18 protein-coding genes and 1 tRNA gene are annotated in these 18,082 nt (G+C 54.4%); 7 read left to right on the top strand and 12 right to left on the bottom strand.

What is annotated here, in order from left to right; all coding sequences use genetic code 11:
* Window positions 1-2: 2 nt before the first annotated feature.
* The 3 genes from phnC to TX82_RS06920 form a co-directional block, all read right to left on the bottom strand.
* Complete coding sequence (gene phnC / locus TX82_RS06930; RefSeq protein ID WP_005008584.1) at window positions 3-749, bottom strand: phosphonate ABC transporter ATP-binding protein; 747 nt, start codon at window positions 747-749, stop codon at window positions 3-5.
* A 9-nt stretch (window positions 750-758) separates the two neighbouring features.
* The gene (locus TX82_RS06925) at window positions 759-1,643 is read right to left on the bottom strand and encodes a phosphate/phosphite/phosphonate ABC transporter substrate-binding protein (RefSeq protein ID WP_005008581.1); all 885 of its coding nucleotides are present in this window, start codon (window positions 1,641-1,643) and stop codon (window positions 759-761) included.
* A gap of 128 nt (window positions 1,644-1,771) precedes the next feature.
* Window positions 1,772-2,206 carry a c-type cytochrome gene (locus TX82_RS06920; protein WP_005008579.1) on the bottom strand — a complete coding sequence of 145 codons (435 nt, stop codon included), beginning with the start codon at window positions 2,204-2,206 and terminating at the stop codon, window positions 1,772-1,774.
* A 331-nt stretch (window positions 2,207-2,537) separates the two neighbouring features.
* On the opposite strand from TX82_RS06920, the gene TX82_RS06915 reads away from it, so the two are divergent.
* Together TX82_RS06915 and TX82_RS06910 are read left to right on the top strand one after the other, a co-directional pair.
* Window positions 2,538-4,436, top strand: a complete 1,899-nt coding sequence (locus TX82_RS06915; RefSeq protein WP_005008573.1) for an ArnT family glycosyltransferase — start codon at window positions 2,538-2,540, stop codon at window positions 4,434-4,436.
* A 63-nt stretch (window positions 4,437-4,499) separates the two neighbouring features.
* A complete protein-coding gene (locus tag TX82_RS06910) occupies window positions 4,500-5,105 on the top strand; it encodes a DJ-1/PfpI family protein (RefSeq protein ID WP_005008570.1) in 606 nt (201 codons plus the stop codon).
* 69 nt (window positions 5,106-5,174) lie between these two features.
* On the opposite strand, the gene TX82_RS06905 is transcribed toward TX82_RS06910, so the two are convergent.
* The 3 genes from TX82_RS06905 to TX82_RS06895 are packed head-to-tail and all read right to left on the bottom strand — an operon-like array spanning window position 5,175 to window position 6,600.
* Entirely contained in the window at window positions 5,175-5,537 is a 363-nt protein-coding gene (locus TX82_RS06905; RefSeq protein WP_005008568.1) for an STAS-like domain-containing protein, read from the bottom strand.
* 8 nt (window positions 5,538-5,545) lie between these two features.
* Entirely contained in the window at window positions 5,546-6,034 is a 489-nt protein-coding gene (locus TX82_RS06900; protein WP_005008565.1) for a peptidylprolyl isomerase, read from the bottom strand.
* A 50-nt stretch (window positions 6,035-6,084) separates the two neighbouring features.
* Window positions 6,085-6,600: a peptidylprolyl isomerase gene (locus TX82_RS06895; RefSeq protein WP_042250764.1), complete on the bottom strand. Its 516-nt coding sequence runs from the start codon at window positions 6,598-6,600 to the stop codon at window positions 6,085-6,087.
* A gap of 215 nt (window positions 6,601-6,815) precedes the next feature.
* On the opposite strand from TX82_RS06895, the gene TX82_RS06890 reads away from it, so the two are divergent.
* The 3 genes from TX82_RS06890 (at window position 6,816) to TX82_RS06880 (ending at window position 10,305) form a co-directional block, all read left to right on the top strand.
* Entirely contained in the window at window positions 6,816-8,861 is a 2,046-nt protein-coding gene (locus TX82_RS06890) for a transglutaminase TgpA family protein (RefSeq protein WP_187291930.1), read from the top strand.
* A gap of 87 nt (window positions 8,862-8,948) precedes the next feature.
* Entirely contained in the window at window positions 8,949-9,581 is a 633-nt protein-coding gene (locus TX82_RS06885) for an outer membrane protein (protein WP_005008555.1), read from the top strand.
* A gap of 94 nt (window positions 9,582-9,675) precedes the next feature.
* Window positions 9,676-10,305: an outer membrane protein gene (locus tag TX82_RS06880; RefSeq protein WP_005008553.1), complete on the top strand. Its 630-nt coding sequence runs from the start codon at window positions 9,676-9,678 to the stop codon at window positions 10,303-10,305.
* 43 nt (window positions 10,306-10,348) lie between these two features.
* Here TX82_RS06880 and TX82_RS06875 read toward each other — a convergent pair whose 3' ends face one another.
* The 6 genes from TX82_RS06875 to TX82_RS06850 all read right to left on the bottom strand — a co-directional run bounded on the left by TX82_RS06875 (window position 10,349) and on the right by TX82_RS06850 (window position 17,172).
* Window positions 10,349-11,041, bottom strand: a complete 693-nt coding sequence (locus TX82_RS06875; RefSeq protein ID WP_005008552.1) for an MlaC/ttg2D family ABC transporter substrate-binding protein — start codon at window positions 11,039-11,041, stop codon at window positions 10,349-10,351.
* Window positions 11,042-11,413: 372 nt separating this feature from the next.
* A complete protein-coding gene (locus TX82_RS06870; RefSeq protein WP_042250759.1) occupies window positions 11,414-12,739 on the bottom strand; it encodes a tetratricopeptide repeat protein in 1,326 nt (441 codons plus the stop codon).
* Window positions 12,740-12,887: 148 nt separating this feature from the next.
* Entirely contained in the window at window positions 12,888-13,106 is a 219-nt protein-coding gene (locus TX82_RS06865; protein WP_005008547.1) for a hypothetical protein, read from the bottom strand.
* 52 nt (window positions 13,107-13,158) lie between these two features.
* Window positions 13,159-15,417, bottom strand: a complete 2,259-nt coding sequence (locus tag TX82_RS06860) for a hypothetical protein (protein WP_005008545.1) — start codon at window positions 15,415-15,417, stop codon at window positions 13,159-13,161.
* 149 nt (window positions 15,418-15,566) lie between these two features.
* Window positions 15,567-16,457 carry a transglutaminase family protein gene (locus TX82_RS06855; RefSeq protein WP_005008543.1) on the bottom strand — a complete coding sequence of 297 codons (891 nt, stop codon included), beginning with the start codon at window positions 16,455-16,457 and terminating at the stop codon, window positions 15,567-15,569.
* Window positions 16,458-16,536: 79 nt separating this feature from the next.
* A complete protein-coding gene (locus tag TX82_RS06850; protein WP_005008540.1) occupies window positions 16,537-17,172 on the bottom strand; it encodes a peroxiredoxin in 636 nt (211 codons plus the stop codon).
* 253 nt (window positions 17,173-17,425) lie between these two features.
* Here TX82_RS06850 and TX82_RS06845 point away from each other — a divergent pair, with 253 nt between their 5' ends.
* Together TX82_RS06845 and TX82_RS06840 are read left to right on the top strand one after the other, a co-directional pair.
* Window positions 17,426-17,770 carry a hypothetical protein gene (locus TX82_RS06845; RefSeq protein ID WP_005008539.1) on the top strand — a complete coding sequence of 115 codons (345 nt, stop codon included), beginning with the start codon at window positions 17,426-17,428 and terminating at the stop codon, window positions 17,768-17,770.
* 223 nt (window positions 17,771-17,993) lie between these two features.
* A tRNA-Lys gene (locus TX82_RS06840) sits at window positions 17,994-18,069 on the top strand.
* Window positions 18,070-18,082: the final 13 nt, after the last annotated feature.

Genomic DNA, 18,082 nt, shown 5'->3' with positions numbered 1-18,082 from the left:
ATCTACAAAGAGACGGGCATGTCGTAAAGCACATCAATCTGGGCCGCTTCGAGGGCATCCGGAGTTGTGTCGAACACCAGGTCGCCGGCCTTCATTCCGAGAATCCGTCTGCCGAAACGGCGCGCCAGTTCCGGGACGTGCAGATTGCATAAAATGGTGACGCCGTCTTTCCGGTTGATATCCAGCAGGGTTTCCAGGATGGACTCCACGGTGGCGGGGTCGAGGCTGGCCACCGGCTCATCGGCCAGAATGACTCTGGGACGTTGCATGAGGGCCCGGGCGATGCCGACGCGCTGCTGTTGACCGCCGCTCAGGCTGTCAGCACGGCGATGCGTCTTGTCAGCAATGCCCAGCCGCGAAAGTGTGGCATGCGCCTCCTCCACATCCTGCGGGGAAAAGTGATTGAGAAGAGCGTAGGACGGCGGCGTATAGCCCAGCCTCCCGGCCAGCACGTTTGTCAGCACACTGTTTCTTCCCACCAGGTTGTAATTCTGGAAAATCATACCGATCCGGCGGCGAAGGGTCCGCAACCGGTCCGGCGGCGCGCCGGTGATGTCCTCTCCGTCCAGTGCGATGCGGCCCGCCGTCGGCTCCACCAGCCGATTGATGCAACGGAGAAGCGTCGACTTGCCCGCCCCGCTCTGGCCCAGCACCACCGCAAACTCTCCGGGCTGAAGCTCGAACGATACCTCCCTCACCGCCTCGGTGTCGTCGCCATACGTTTTGGATACGCGGTCGAGGATCAGCATGGCAACGCCTCACTTTCCTTCCACCCGGGTGGGATCGATGTTGAGCAGGCGTCCGGCCTCGCGCACGGGATCGTACAATCCGTCGAAATCCAGGAAACCGCTCACGCCGTAAGTTCGTTTCAGAACCTTCGAGCCTTCCCGGATTTTGGTGAGGTGGATCAACCCTTCCTTGATGCGCTCTCTGATTTCAGCCGGGAGTTGTTTGCGCACAGAGACGGTATCGTTGGGAATATCCTTCGTGTGGGCAATGACGCGGATTTTCTCGAATATGTCGGGGAACGATTTGACCAGTTCGGCGCGGGCGTCGTCGTACGTGGCCCCGGCGTCCACCTCGCCTTTCAGCACGGAAAGCACCACGGCGTTGTGCGACCCGGCAAACACCGTTTTTCCTAAATGGTTTTCCGGGGAAAGGCCGCGGGACTTGAGCAACGTCTTGATGTAGAGGTGACCCGAGGTACTGGCCGGATCGACAAAAGCGAAGCGTTTTCCTTTCAGGTCTTCGAGCGTTCGGATGCCGCTGTCGGTGCGGGTCACGATCTGGCCCCGGTAAAAGGGACTGCCGAAACGCTGGACGATGAGCAGGAGCTCCACTCCGTAACGCTCTTTCGCAAGCACATAGGCAAAGGGGGTGAGCCAGCCGATGTCCACCTTGCCAGCGCCCATGGCTTCGACCACGGCGGCGTAGCTGGTGGCGATGGACGCTTTGAAGTGAAGGCCGGTGACGGCCGTGAGGCGACGTGCGATCTCCTCGCCGCCTTTCAGGATCACCTGCGCTTCACCGGAGGGCACGAACATCATGGTGAGGGGCCGGTCGGCGCTTCCCGGCTCATCTGCCTGGGCGGTACCGGCCCAGAAAAATGAACTGAAAATCAAAATGGAAACCGCTCGGAACATGGTCGGGCCACTCCTCCAAAGTCAAGTCACCATACCATACCGGGATGAGGAGGCGGTTTGAGAAATAAAAAAAGGGCAGGGCGCCGGTAGCGCCCTGCCCTCTTAAAACTATAACCCAAAGAACCGGTTTACTTCATCAGTTCTTCGCGGATGTACTTGACGACGTTCCAGATGTCCTTGTCGCTCAGCGTTTTTCCAAACGGAGCCATACCGGTTCCCGGAGAACCGTTCTTGATGATGTGGAACATCTGACCGGGGGTCACGTCTTTCATGGTCTTGGCACAGGTGAAGTTGCGCGGAGCGGGTTTCAGCGCTTTACCCAGCTGACCGTCGCCAGCTCCTTTTTTACCATGACACATCTGGCAGGCCATCGGCTTGGCCTTTTTGGTGTACAACGCTTTGCCTTTTTTTGCATCGGCTTTTGCGGTCTTATCTTTGGAATAAACCGAACCCGGAGCTTTTTTGGTTTTGCGTTTCTGCGGGCAGTCACCACCTGCGAAAGCCGCGTTTGCCACAAACATGGTCAATACGGCTACAACCAATGCAATCAGTGATTTTTTCATTGAAATGATCCTTTCTGAAGGGAATTTAACAGGCATCCAAATGAATAATAAGACGGCAAACAAGTTACCGGGAAAAATCTGTTATAGTACCAATGCTTGGCGGTTCAGCGGGCACTCTGAACATTGGCAAAAATGAGGACCAAATTATATTCCATCTTGGTTCAGTGTCAATAAAAAATTACCCTTTCGGGGAGCGCCCTGCGTGTCCACCGTTCTCCCGCCCGGGGCTCGGTAATCCCAGTAAACCGTTTTACAATCAAAACCTTACAACAGCAGGCTTTAAAGTGGACCGGGGGCGTTCTACGGTCTTCGGTTTTGCACGGGTGGTTGCATGGCCCTCATTCTCACCATCTTAACGGTTATTACCTGGGGCCTCGCCGGCGCCCGGATCGCTGCCATTTTTGGCGTTCGATGGGCGTCCCCGCATGAAGCGGCGGCCGTCTCCGTTACACTCGGGATGACCCTCACCGCCTGGTTGATGATGGCCCTTGCCTTTCTCGGGGCTCTCCATCCGGTCACCGGCTGGGCGATGCTGTTTTTCCTTTTCCTCCTGGCACGGAACCGCGTTCCTCCTTTTCTCGCCGCCTTGTGGAAAGTTTTGCGAAACCCTTCCATGTGGCCGTTCTGGAGAAACCGGTTCGAGTTGGAAATCTTATCCATTTTGGCGCTGGGAGGGCTGGCCGTATTTGCGATTACCCTGGCCTGGGCCCCGCCGGTCCGCACCGATGCGCTGGTTTACCACCTTGCCATTCCCCAGGCCTACCTGGAACACCACGGTGTGGTGAACCTGCCCAACAACATGTATTCCTTTTTTCCCCTGCTGTTCGAGATGGTGTACCTGTTCGGGTTGACGCTCGGGATTGAAGGTCTGCCCGCGCTTCTGGGTGTGGGGCAGGCGGCGACGCTGGCGGTGGGGCTGGTAGCTTATTACCGACGCTACCTGGGGAGCCGCTACGGCTGGCTCGTGCCCGCCGTCTTCTTTTCGGTGCCGACCTTCACGGAAATCGCCGGTTCCGCCTATGTGGATCTGCCCCTGGCGGGCTTTGTTTTCTTCGCGTTTTATTCCTGGGAACGCTGGCGCGAGACGGGGCACGGATTCTGGTTCGGGCTCCTGTGCCTGTTTTCCGGCTGCGCCTTCGCCACCAAGCTGACGGGATTCATCGTGCTGCCGCTGGCGGCGTTGGGGATTGTGTGGGCGCGGCGCCACAATGCCTCCGGCATGCGAGTCCTGGGGGAACTGTTCGTCTTTACGGGGGTGGTCTTTCTTTGCATGGCCCCCTGGTGGGCCCGCAATCTTATTTATTCGGGCAATCCGTTTGCGCCCCTGTTCATGCAGGTCCTGGGCGGACAGGACCGGATAAACTGGGACCCCGCCCGCGCGCTCATGATGGACCAGTACGTCCGGATGTTCGGCATGGGCCGGGGTTTGGTCGATTTTTTGATGTTGCCCTATAACCTCACGTTCCACAGCGAACCCCACTCGCTGCGGTTCGATGGCCGCCTGGGTATCGCTTACCTGATCATTCTGCCGTCGGTGATCGGGGTGTGGTTGTATCGACGGCGACGGCTGGGCCCGCTGGCCGTGACCTTTGGTGTCCTCATTCTGTTCTGGTTTGTCTACTTTCAATACATCCGTTTTCTTGCCCCCGCCCTGGTTTTCCTGTCGCTTCTTCTGGTGTACGGACTGGAAGCATGGCAAGCTAAAACACCGCGGGAAGATTTCGGGTTTTGGCTTCACCGCGCGTGGACGGGACTGATCGCGCTTGGGCTGGTTTTCAACGTCCTGCTTGCGCTTGAGACATGGAACAAGAAAGATCCCCTCGCGTACCTTACGGGTGACGAGTCGAGGGAAGCGTACCTGTCCCGAAACGTAAGCGCGTTTCCCATGTACCGGATGATGAACACACGGGTAACTCCAGACGGACGCGTGCTATTCGTTTACATGCGCAACCTGGGCTACCTGGCACACCGCGACTTCATCAGCGACAGCGTGTTCGAGGCGCACACCCTGCAAAAAATTCTTCAGTCTGCAGAAAACGAAAAAGAGGTTTTTCAGCGGTTGCAATCGCTGGGCGCAACCCATATCATGTTCGATTCAAATTATGTTTGGGGTCAGGATTCCGCATTCCCTCGCGAGCATCAGGAGCGGTTTCACCGGTTCTTGTTGAACCGGACGGAGCAAGTGGCCCGGCACCGCCAATATTACCTGCACCGCATTGTGATAAACTGAGCATCCTCATTGACCAGTGACCGCCGGAAGCATACCCCGGCCCGGAGGAAGGAGCGCAAGATCATGGGACGTCTCGAAGGTCTGAAGAAAAACATCCTGATGATCATTCCCAAGGATTACTACGACGAAAAACAGCTGGAAATCCCGCGCGAGATATTTCTGAAAGAAGGCGCGGACGTTCGCGTGGCCTCAAGCAAATTCAAGGAAGCCGTGGGTGACAACGGCGGCCGCATGATACCCGATGTACTGATCGTGGATTCCATTGAAGGCATTACCGGCGACAGTTACGTCACCGACGGCAAGGGAACGCGCCAGATCAAGGGAGTGTTTCACGGTGTCGTGGTGGTGGGAGGAAAAGGGGCACGCAAATATTTGTGGAAAGACAATTTGCTGCGAATTCTGCTGATCGATCGATATAAAAGCAATATGGTTGTGGGGGCCCTGGGCAACGCGGTTCCCTGCCTGGCGGAGGCGCAGTTGATCAACAACCTGGAACTGGCCGCGGCACAGGACAAATACAGCCTGCCGGAACTGGATCGCGTGGGCGCGGTGGTTGCGGAAGATAAGCTGACCGTAAACGACCGCATCGTCACCGCCGCCGATGGTGACGTGGCGGAAGAGTTTGCCTACGCCATGATCGACTTGATTGAAAAAACGAAACTCAAGTAAAGGCTTGCAGCCGCTACCCCGCAACGGGGTAAACGGCCGGTCCCTTCTGAAAATCGCCTTCCTATCCTTTTAAAATCCCAATCCGTCCCCCGATTCCCTTTCCTTTTTGGAAGCGATGATCTTCAGGCGCAACTTGAACGCCTGATTCATTTCCTTCACAAACGCCTCCTTGGCATCAGGAAAATAAATTTTTTCGTTGAACTCCTCGAGGGTTTTGTCTTCCAGGAGCTTGGCGAACGCCTCGTCATAAAACGTGCGGGTGATCTTGACGATGGATTCCAGGGAAATGGAAATTTTCCTGTATTTATCCCAGTTTTCAAGGATGTAATGACGAAGGGATTCGGCCGATGGGGAACCGTCCGGCGTGGTGCGCCCCACAAGCATGTCCTCCCCAATAAACTGGTAAATGTTTATAAACAGTTCATCTTCCATGGAAACCCTCAACCTTCCTTGATGGTGATGGATTTGATCTCCATGCGATTGTGGGGGTTGTCATTCTGGTCCCGCGGCTCGTTGACGATTTTATCCGCCACGTCCATGCCGGTAGTCACACGGCCGAATGCGGTGTATTGACGGTCCAGAAATGTGGAGTCCTTGACCACGATGAAAAACTGCGAGCCCGCACTGTTGGGGTCCTGCGCGCGCGCCATGGAAAGGACGCCCCGTTTGTGGCTGACGTCGTTGAATTCGGCATCGATATTGTAACCCGGCCCGCCGGTGCCGTGCTTGGACCGGTTTTCATCACGGCTGTTGGGGTCGCCGCCCTGGATCATGAAACCGGGAATCACCCGGTGAAAGGTCGTGCCGTCGTAAAACCCCTTTTGAGCGAGGTCCTTGAAGTTCTTGACGTGCCCGGGAGCCTTGTCCTCGAAAAATTCCAGCTCTATGGTCCCGTGAACGGTTTCAATCACCGCTGTTGCGTTTGCCATGATAATTTCCTTCCTTTATATGAAAAATGTATCTTTCGTTTCATTTCGGGTTATTTGTCCTTCTTAATGATGACTTTCATCGCAATGGGGTCGAACGGATTGTCGTTGTGGTCGCGGCGCTGACTGACAATCTTGTCCGCGACCTCCATTCCTTCGGTCACCCGGCCGAAAACCGTGTATTTTTTATCCAGAAAATGCGCGTCCTTGACCACGATGAAAAACTGCGAGCCCGCGCTGTTGGGGTCCTGGGCGCGTGCCATGGACACGATGCCGCGGTCATGCGGGATATTGCTGAACTCCGCATCGATGGTGTAGCCGGGACCGCCCATACCGTGCATCTCGCGTTGCTGGTTCCTGGTGTTGGGATCCCCACCCTGGATCATGAAACCGGGAATCACCCGGTGGAACAGGGTCCCGTCATAAAATCCTTTTTTGGCCAGATCCTTGAAATTCTTCACATGGCCCGGGGCTTGGTCTTCAAAAAATTCGATTTTCATATTGCCGAATTTGGTTTGAATGACCGCAATCTCTCCCGCCCAGACCGTGGAACTGATCCCCCACGCCATGAAAATGGTTATAAAAACAACTCTTATCAAGTTATGCATTTTGTCTCCCGGATTTTCAATTAAACTATAGGGGAAAACCGCATTGTCCGGAAAGCGGGACGCCACCGGTACGGGTATGCGTTTTGGTTGGAACGCCCGCCATTGTAGCCAAACGGGTTGGAAATTGTCAATTTGCTAGGGTCTTGTCCATGCGCGTGAGAACCTGTTTTATTTCCTTGAATTACCTCCTGGCCTTTCTTGCCGTTTCCTGCCTTCTTCTGGGAGAGGTGATTCCGCTTTCTTTCGGCATCCTGGTTCTAACCATGCTGGGAACGTTTTGGATACTGGAATGGAGCAAGAAGATCCCGGTGATGCCACATCGCCTGTTTTCCCTCTGGAAAATCGGACTCATCGTCCTGCCCGTAATTTACTTTTTATTCCAGCCGAAAATGCTGGACCTGGTAACGGGGTTTCTCCTCTTCGTTCTTCTCTCACGATTTTTGTATAAAACCGAATTGAACGACTACCTGTATGGATATTTGGTATCCATCGTCTGTCTTTTGATCGGAGCCATTTTCACCCAGGACCTGGTATTCGCTTTCATGTTCCTGGCGTTTTACCTGATCCTAAGCTGGGCCCTGATGTTTTATCACATGATGGTGGAAAAGGTCGGAAGCCGCGCAGCCCCGCAGGCCTTCCGGTTCATCGGGGAAGCCGACACCGCCCGTGGTTCCTTGTTCGGGCTGTCTTCACTGATGATCATGGTCAGCCTGGTGATCACCGCCACCATCTTTTTCAGTTTTCCGCGTTTCGGGCTGGGATTTCTCGAACTGGCCACCAGCAGTTCCCCGGTCACGGGATTTTCCGACCAGGTGCGGCTGGGAGAGGTGGGTGAAATCAAGAAAAACCAGAGCGTGGTCATGCGCGTCGAATTCACACGCCACGACAGACCCTACCGGCCGAAGTCGAAAGTACTCTGGAGAGGAGTGGCGCTGGACCACTATGACGGGCAAACGTGGCGGTCCACCATGCCCATGGTGTGGCGGTCCCGCCACCGGCCCGGAACCAATACGGTTCTCTTTCACGTCCCTAACCCGACCACCGTGGTGGAGCAGGAAATTTACATGGAATCGTTTGACTCCCCTGTGATTTTCACCCACGGGGTGCCAATGAAGATAGACGGAACATTCGAACGTATCCAGATGGATAACGGCCAGGTGTTCAAAACCACGGACAACCGCATGGGTCCACGCCGGTTTTCCATGGTCTCGGACCTGGGGGCGGACTACCATGCCTTTCGCCTGCCGATCCAACCCGACCTGAGTTTTTTGCAAAAAGGCCCGTCCCCTCACCTGCAACTGCCTCAACTCAGCGACCGGCTGAAACAGTTCGCCCCCACGCTGGTAAATGATTCGGACCCCGCAGAGCTGAAGGCATCGAAAATCATGAACCATCTCCAGCACTTCAATTACTCCATGGACATGAAACGCGAAACCCGGCTTTCCGCCATCGATGAGTTTCTGTTTGTACGGAAGACCGGTCATTGCGAATACTTTGCGTCGGCCATGGTGCTTTTACTCCGGATCAACGGCATCCCTGCACGAATGGTGAATGGATTCATGGGGACGGAGTGGAACGAAATGGGAAATTACATGATCGTTCGTCAGGCCAATGCACACTCGTGGGTGGAAGCTTACATTCCCGGCAAAGGATGGAAAACGTACGATCCGACTCCCCCCGACCCCAACGCGGGTTCAAACCAGTTAAACGCACTGACCCGCACCTACGACATGATGCGTCTTTACTGGCAGAGATACATCGTCAAATACTCCGCAAAGGACCAGGTGAAAGTGGTCGAGTTCTTCAACCGCCGGGCACACGATTTCACCTCCCAGATCAAGAAAATCCGATCGTTGACGTTTGACGACCTGTTGAAAGCTTTGGGGAACCGGCCGGAAATCTGGGTGGGAATTGCCGTGCTGGCGGCGCTCCTGTTATTGTTGCCGCGAACCCGGTTCTGGAAAGGATGGTTCTGGGTACCCACCCCACCCTATGCGGCCCAACTGTACCAAAAAATGCTTCGCAAACTGGAGAAACGGGGCATCCACAAACCCCCTTCCTCCACTCACCTGGAGTTCATGGAACACCTGTCCGGTCTCCCCGAGGAAAAGCTGGATTGTGTCCGCGAAATCACCGGATTTTACGAGCAACACCGGTTTGGAAAAGGCTTCGCCTCCAAACCTCAGATCGAGCACATGGAAAAACTGGTGCGCCAGTTGTGAGCATCTGACAAAATGCTGTCGTGCGGTGCCACCTGCCGCCCACGGTCTATATGAAACCCTTACTTTTGGAAAGGAGAACGCAACCACATGCAACGCTTTTTGATTGTGACCCTGACTGCTCTCACCTTCGCCATCCCCGGCCCGGTGGATGCGGCGAATAAAAAATATTTCAGCCTGATGATCGGACCTTCTTTCCGCACCGATGCGGATTCCTCCTTTTCCGGTTCGCGGGTGGCAGGCAATCCACGCGGCGAACAGGATGTGAGCCTTGGCGGAGTGGGCGGTGCGGCTGCGGGAATGTACCTGCCGGACAACTTTCGAATCGAGGGCGAAGTCGCATTCCGCAATAATGGTGTGGATGAGCCCCTGCCTGCGTTTCGTGACTGGAACGTGGGCGCCGCCACGCTGATGGTCAACGGGTACTACGATATCCCCGTTCGCCACCAGATCCAGCCTTTCGTCGGACTCGGGATGGGTCTCGGACTGGCGACGTCTTCCCTGGAAGACAACTTCGGTTTTTCCGACACGGATACCGACGCGGTTTTCGCATACCAGTTTATCGGCGGTCTGCAATACCGCCACAACCACCGTCTGTCATTTTTCACTTCCTACCGGTATTTTGCGACCACCGACCCGGATTTCCAGTTCGGCGGGGTTCGTGCGCAAACGGATCTGGACAGCCATGACCTGGTTCTTGGCGTCCGGTTCGATTTTGAGTAAGGTTCGTCCACGTTTCGCGACTCTCCCCAACGACTATTGACAATCGTGCGCCTTCGGCTATGATTTAAATCTTTTTGTTCGTTTGGGGAGAGTCATGAAGCGACTTGCAGGTTGGGCGGCAGGATGGATACTGGTTTTCGGAGCGAATGCAGCGTGGGCGGGAAATCCTTATGTTTCTACAAAGCTCGGCGGCACCGCCAAATTCGACAACACCCTGGGTGCGGCCACGCTTCAATTCGATACGGGAATCAGTTTTCTGGGCGCGGCCGGGTACCGGTTTGACAAACCGTACCGCCTGGAACTCGAACTGGGTTACAATTACAACTCTTTCGATGGCATGAACCCCCAGACCAGCGTCTCGTCCACTGGAAGCTTCTCCGCGTTCACCACGATGGTCAACGCCTACTTCGACGTTCCCCTTAGAATTCGCGACCACAAACTGCCGATGGCCCCTTACATTGGAGCGGGTGTCGGTCTGGGCGTCGTCCGGGTGCAAACCAAATCGGCAAACTTTGTCGGCAACCTTCCCGATTCCGCCAGCGACGTGGTCGGTGCATGGCAATTGATGCTTGGCTTTCAAACCGACATCAATCCGCAATGGGTGTTGACCGGCGAATTCCGTCTGCAATACCTGCAGGACCCCAACCTGACCCTGGGTGGCCGCGACCTCGACACCTCCTACGAAACACAGCAGGTCCTCTTCGGTGTGCGCTACCGGTTCTGAAACCGGTTGAAATTATTCTAAATTGAAGATGGTTAGGATGGCCTCAGGCGGTCTGGTCTTCGAGGCGGTCGAGGAGGTTCTGGAAGGATTCGCGTTTCAAGATTTTCTGGAACTGCGCCCGGTAGTTTCGGGCGATGCTGACGCCGTCGATATAAAAATCGAACACCCGCCATTCGCCGTTTTCCAGCACCATCCGGTAATCGATGGAAACCGTGTCGGCGGGGGTGATGACGCGGGTTTTCACCAGCGCAAATTCGCCTTTCACGCTTTCCTGCAGGTAATGCAGGGTGCCTTCCTGGTAGTTCTCGATGAATTGCAGAAAAGACTGCTCAAGGAGTTTCTGCAACAGGCCTACAAAACGCCGCTTCTCTGCAAACGTGCGGGCCTGCCAGTGCCCCTGCAAAGTGGATTGGGCAAACCGGTTGAAATTCAGCCGGTCATGAATGACCTGGCGCAATACAACGCGGCGTTGCTCCGCATCCTTCTTCAGGCCTTCTTCCGTAACCACCTCCAACACACGGTGGATGGTTTCCTTCAAAGCGCGTGCGGGCTGGGAAAAGGCGAAACCGCTCACCAGAATGCTGGACAGTTCTTTCGATGTACTCAAGGATGCAGGTGAAACGTGTACCGGTTTGTCGTGATTGCGGATGCTGGAAAAGGCAAAGTGCGGAAACGACCACAGCAAAGCCAAAACCAGTGCGACCTTCGGTTTCCAGGAAGTAGAATGTGGAATCATGACTCAGCCCTACCCAGTTTGGCGACGCATTTCTTGAAAAAGAAACTCAAAAACGCATCCGCACTTGGGAAAAAACCCTGCACATTCCTTGGTGGATTTCCGACTACCCTCATTGTTTATCGCCCCTCTGAAACCAGGCTGTTCCCATGCCTGGCACACCTTTAGATGGAAAGAAATTGTGGTTTAATTGTAACATAAAATTAAAATCTGTAAATACAATACGTTAACTGACCCACACCCCGGATGGCCCCGGCATCAGGCCCTAAAGACTTGAATTACCTTGAAAAACCGCAAGTTCTATCCGCCCAACCAATGAAATGAAATTCAAATATCCGATAAAATATCGTGAGGATCAATTTCCCAAGCCACTAATTAACTGGAAATTTGACGACAAACCTTGATAGTCTCATCAATGCCGTCCAAACCTTGGAGAGCCATTTTCGAATCCAGCATTGTTGGTTCTATAAGGAGAGCCTTCCTAAAACCGTTAATGGCTTGCGTGTAATTACCCAATCCCCTCCAAATGCATCCCATTCGATAATAGATATTTTGAACCTTCACGGATCCATCATCCAAATCCAGAGCATTTTGATAGCATGTTAATGCTTCTTCACAGTTTGCCAATGTGGCCGAGTTTTCAGCTTTTTCAAACCACAATACTGCTAAGTTTTTCTCCAAGCTCAAAGCTCTATCAAACCACATAGCAGCCTCCTCGCCTGATCTATGGAATGCGTGCAACAATGCTATTTCCAAACAGACCCAATGCTGATCTTCTTCCGGACTTAAATCCAAAGCAACTTGTAACGCCTCCAAGCTTTCACGGGCCCTTCCTATAATACGAAGAGCCTGTCCATAAATCATCCAGGCTTCGGCATCCTGTTTCCTGAATTCCAAATATTGCCTTAACAGCTCAATAACGGTCACATCCTTATCTTCTATTTCAAACTCTATTCTTGCCTGGACGAAAATCCAATCGAGCAATTTCTTAATTTCATTATCGCAATCAGGGGAGTTTTCTTTTTTCAAATTTTTCAATGACTCCAATGTATTCCAGATTTTCTCCAATCCGTGTAACTCCCCGATAGAATCTTGTACCCTCTCATCCCATGGATCCATCTCTTTTGCATCATTAAAAGAAATTAAGGCCTCACCATAATCTCCCATAGCCCGGTATACAAAGCCCATGTTCAGACGCGCTTCCGCTCTCAATTCATGATGAGCTTCATCCGGTTCCGCATCCAGTGCATTTTCATAGCACTCAAGAGCACTTGAAAACTCTTCAAGTCTTGCTAGGTTTGCTCCCATTAAAATCCAGGAACTAATCCTGATAGTTTCTGAACGTTCAATCCCTGATTGATACCAGCGCTTGGCCTCTTGTCGTTGTCTACTTGCTTCGAACAAGTCAGCAATAACAAAACAAATATCTCCTTTGTGCCGATCGGGAAACAAGTCCAAGGCTTTTTTAAGAGGCTTGAGAGCGAGATCGCACCTTCCAAGCGCTATGTAGTTTCTTCCCAAATGGTACAATGCATCCGGATTTTCTTGATCGACCAGCAAATAATGGTTCAACAATTCAACAACATGTACTTCCCGGTTCCCGCATTCGTTTTCTTTCATCGCGAGATGATAAATATCTTCTAATTTTCCATCTATTTCCGAATTCATTCTCTTACCAATACAGGCTTTGCCTTTCTTCAAACCATCAAACTTTCGGGAGAGTCACAAAAGATATGGCTACTTTCAGTATAAGGGAAGGTCCCAAGAATTCCAGCAAGTAGGCAGAAAGAATGAAATTGGCTTTTCGCCTTTGGAAGAAAAACGACGCTTTTCACCAAATTGCGTTGCTTTAGGCGGGTTCTTTACTTCCTCTGCATGAGGATAGGATGCAGCTGTACTCGGTGAGTTGTTCCGCCTTGTCGGTGTCGTTGGTGCGGTTGTAGATCATGATCAGGTTGTGGAGCATGCGGATCAGGATCTCGCGGTTGGTGACAGGCAAAAGAAAACTTTCTTCGAACTGAATGCCAAAACCTTTCACCTCCTGCACACTACCCTTGCCGGAAACCATCGTTTCCGCAACAACGGCGGACAACCAAGTCGACTTTTGCGGTTTTCAGAGGCTAACAGGGATAAGTCGTTTGCGCGGCCCAAATCGTCTTGCATTGATCTTCATTCAGATTCGCGCCGCGGTTGGATTGCGGCCACATCAGATTGAACCGCTCCCCTCCCGCGCTGGCATGGGTCAAGCCCATCGCATGACCCATTTCGTGTGCCACGGCATAGCGTTCGTTGGCGGCGACAACGGGATCAATGACGCAACGCCCCGCCAGCCCCGTCGAACGGCCCGCAACCGGACCAATGTGCGTGTCTCCGCGCTCCCGGTAATTGGGGTTGGCGCGGCTGAACGGCCACACGTAAATGTTGATGCAGTTCTCGCGAATCCCGAATTCAATGGGCTCGTTGGGGAACCGCGCCGGATTGCTGAACTTCTGCGAATCCGAGACTGCGGAGATTCCCCGCGTACCGACAATCTGCGTGATTTGCCGAATTTCCTGCCGACTCAACGCCGTTCGCTGAACGCGGACGGACATGTGCGGACAACAACGCGTTACGTTCGCAGAGATGGCCGTGCCGAAAATTTGAGCGCGTCGTTCGATCGCATTGATGGCCCGTTCCCATGTGCGTCGATTGGGGATGTGGTCGAACGAAGGGTGAATGATGTTGACGCAAACGCACGCCACGGCCAGTCGCGCCTTCTGCGGCAGGCAGTCAACGTACGCAGGTGTTTCCGGAGACAGAATCGCTGACGTGGAAAAACAGGTTTCGCCCACACCCTGGCACTGCCAGACCACATCACCCAGGTACAGTCCATCGGGAAACTTTTCCGCCGTCAATGCGATTTCCGGCGCAAGATTGAATAGCAGCGTGTCACCCGGCGCGTCGGTCACCCGTTCCACCGTGCCCTTAAAGTCCGGCGCCTCGGAAAATTTTTGAAACGCCACCATCTTCGTATCAAAGCGGACCTTCACCTGCCCTTCCGTGACCTCCCGCTCCAGCGGAGGGGCCAGATACAAGGGAGTGATGTACGTGTCCCCTTCATAGACAAGCCCGGGGCGACCCAGCCACACGGCGGGAAACTCCACAGGTTGCTGAGCGGTCACCTCACTTTCCTTATCCGACAAGACAACGTCCACCGTTTGATGTCCCTTTTGGACAAGAACGAACCTGCCTTCGTCATGTTCCACCGTCTGCAGGGGAACCTCCGCCCCGTTGGCCGAGCATACAATCCGGGCGGGGTCCAGGGCATTGCCAAATTGATCTTCGAGACGGGTGCGGAGTGTGATCTCTCCATAAGGTTGCTGAATGCGGGGTCGAGTGTTGCCCACGATCCGGATGGCCGCGGCCTTTCCCGGTTTCACGCAAATCCAGCGGGATTGCGCTGCCTCGGTCAAAGGGTCCTCCACATACAGCAGAAGCGAACCGGCCTCGTGCGCTTTCAAAACGCCTTCATAAACTCCGCCGCCCAGGTCCTGAACAGTGCCTTCGACAACCGTGCGGGAGAGACGGCGGTCGTACTGTCCTTCCAGCTTCAATTTCGCACCGGCAACCGGACGACCCGCCATATCCGTAGCATGGACACGAACGCGGATGTTTCCGTCATCAGCGGAGACGTCGCAGGCTCCCTTTATATCCAGGTTGAACGTGGTGGCTCCGGATTGACGCAGGAAAAACGCTTCGGGTCCGGTTCCATCCGCCCAGGTGGCGGACACGATCGATGCCCCCGTTTTCAAAAACGTTCCCGGCACGGACGCCAGGCCGGATTCATCCGATACCGCGCGGGCCTGCTGAGCGCCGCGATCGAACCGGAACGGTCCGGAGTGCACTTTGAACTGCACCGCCACTCCCGGCACCGCTGCCTGGGTTTCGGAGTCCAGCACCCGGACACCGGAAGTGGAAGACATCATATCGAAATCGCCGGGCTTGAAAGGCTGCCCCTCGGGTTCCAGATCGAACGGAGAGGGAGGCGGTTCGATGCCAATGTGGGGCGGCCGACCGCACCGGACATTGGCGCTCCAGTCGAACTCCACATGTCCGCTGTACTTCCACTCGAAATGAAAAACGCTGGCAATCAAATCCCACATCGAGGTCCAGGTGGACCACCGCCGGGTGATGGTGTATTGCGCGGTGGAAACGCTTCGGTGAGGGCACTCCACGCGGCATTCATGGTTCAGGGCCTCCAGCCCGGCCAGCACGTCCGCCTGTTCCTGCACTTTCGCAACGGCGTTGGCGATAGCCTGGGTGGCGGTACTTGAAAACGAATACGAAACTTTTCCTTTCCCACTAATCGGATAAGGCGAATCACAGTCGATGACGGCCATGCGCACTCCTTGATGCGGTGGATTGATGAATCATTTGAATGTGAATGGACCCGCAATAGCGGTCCGGGAAGGTGCTTGCCGACCCCCTCCCCCTTCGTACGAATCGGCTTTCTGCTTCGTGGCTTACGGCCTGCTACTCATGCTGGCAGTCATTTCCTCTGCATGAGGATGCGGCTGTATTCGGTGAGCTGTTCTGCCTTGTCGGTGTCGTTGGTGCGGTTGTAAATCATGATCAGGTTATGGAGCATCCGGATCAGGATCTCGCGGTTGGTGACGGGCAAAAGAAAATTTTTTTCAAACTGGATGCCAAAACCCTTCACCATCTCTTCACACCCCGCAGGGGTGACGATCCGGCCGTCGTTGAAGGGATCGAAGAACACCGGGTCCTTGTCCGTATCGCAGCGGACGACAAAATGGCCCGGCAGCCCGACGCCGGAAATCGGCAGGTCGAGCCGTTGCCCGATCAGAATGCACAGCACTGAAAGGGTGATGGGGATACCCGTTCTCTCCGAGAGCACGGTGTCGAAGTAGCTGTTGCTGGGGTTGAAGTAATCGGTCTTGTTGCCGTGAAATCCTTTTTCGTGGAATAGAAAGTCGGTGAGGGCCCGCACCAGTTCCGACGCACGCGCCTGCACACGGATTCGAGGCGCCAGGTCCGCAGCCAGGTTGTCCAGTATTTCTTCCACCTGCACCGGGTCCGCATCCGGGTGACCGTAGCGCATGATGAGGCACACCCCCCGTTCCAGGTCGAGATCCTCACTGACGGGTATTTGGGCAAGGGCTTCAAACTCCTGTTCGATCAGACGCGGTTCGATGCGCTTTAAAACTTGGGCGATTTCCGCACGCAGGGCCAGGTTCTCCACGCTCCGCGCCTCTTCAAGAAACGGGAGGGCCTCTCCGCCCAACTCTATCAGCCGTGCCTGCACGCGCTCTCGGACAAAGGCGTCGCGGTCGTCCAGCAGGCGGATGAGGGAATCGATTTCCGCGTTGCCGGATTCGGGCGCGGTTTTGGGATTGTTCGACGAGGGGGAATTCTTCATAACACTTTCATTAGAGGATGAGAGGAATTTCGGCCTGGATGGAGGTTGCGCTCCATCCAGGCCGGATTGTGCTTTGGTATTAAAGGTTCGGTTGCGGGGTCATCCGCAGGTATGGTTTGATTTCCTTGAAACCTTTCGGAAACTTTGCGGGAATGTCTTCCGTTTTGATGGCCGGAACCACCACGCAGTCCTCGCCGTTCTTCCAGTCGGCGGGGGTGGCCACGCTGTAGTTGGCGGTCAGTTGCAGGGAATCGATGACGCGCAACAGCTCATCAAAGTTGCGGCCCGTGGATGCCGGGTACGTGAGCGTCAGTTTCACTTTCTTGTCCGGACCGATGATGAACACGGAGCGGACCGTCATGTTATCCAGCGCGTTGGGGTGAATCATGTCGTACATCTGCGCGACCTTGCGGTCCGGGTCGGCGACGATCGGGTAGTTCATCGTGCAGTTCTGCGTTTCGTTGATGTCGTTGATCCAACCCTTGTGGCTGTCGAGAGGATCGACGCTGAGAGCGATGACTTTCACGTTGCGTTTCTCGAATTCCTTCTTCAAGTTGGCCACCCGTCCCAGTTCCGTCGTGCAGACCGGGGTGTAATCCTTGGGATGCGAAAAAAAGATGCCCCAGCTATCCCCCAGCCACTCGTGAAAATTGATATTGCCTTCCGTGGTTTCCGCCGAGAAATCCGGCGCAGTGTCTCCCAATCGAATAGCCATAACAAATCCTTTCAAAATAAGGGTTTACCTGAAACTTTGAGCAGGGCCAACCAATCCGTCTTATCCCGTGGGCAAGAAAAATTTGTCGTTGGAATGGCCGGATTATACCATATATTTCAAGAAAAACGGCGTCCCGTTCGGACCTCCTGAAGGGGCCGGGAGGACGGGTGGCGATTCCTGTCTGTTTATCGATTCGATGCCGGATTCCCGCGAAAGGTTTTATTGAAATTGCCCCCTCCGGAACCACCAAGCCATGGCCGACAACGAACCCAGCATCCAGAAAATCGACGAAACCCTGACCCTGCTGAAGAAAATCTGGGTGGTTTTCCTCATCGCACTCTACGCGGCCTGCATATACAACGAACTCCGGTTCCCCGGCTTCCGGGAGGAACCGCTGAAAGGCGAGGAGAACCTGTGGAACATCCAGCGGGTGCTCTATTTCGGCCTTCTGGGGCTGGGGCTTCTGACGGACATTGTGCAGACGCGCATCGACCGCGACAAGGCGTTCATGTACCTGTTCGCGTCGCTCCTGCTCGGCGGACTGTCCACCCTGGTCGGCGCGACACAGTTCAAAGTGTTCAACTTTATATTGGGGTGAAGGGAGAGTTCCCGCGGGTTGGAAAACTTGAGGGGGTAAACGAAGGAAAACTCAGGTGGACCCGTCATTGGTGAAGCGTTGACACGTCCGCTCTCCGGTTTTTTCCAGGGGTTCAAAAACCGCAAAACCGGCACGCGACCAAATCTTGTTATTTGCATGCAACCGTGCTAATTTACCCGCACGCGGAATCGGTGAAGAAATCTATACATATATATACAAGGGTGGGCCGTTAGCTCAACTGGCAGAGCAACTGACTCTTAATCAGTAGGTTGAAGGTTCGATTCCTTCACGGCTCACCAATTAATTAAGGAC

It is taken from the genome of Nitrospina gracilis 3/211, assembly GCF_000341545.2.
Lineage (GTDB): Bacteria > Nitrospinota > Nitrospinia > Nitrospinales > Nitrospinaceae > Nitrospina > Nitrospina gracilis.
This window is presented reverse-complemented; position numbering and strand designations above follow the sequence as displayed.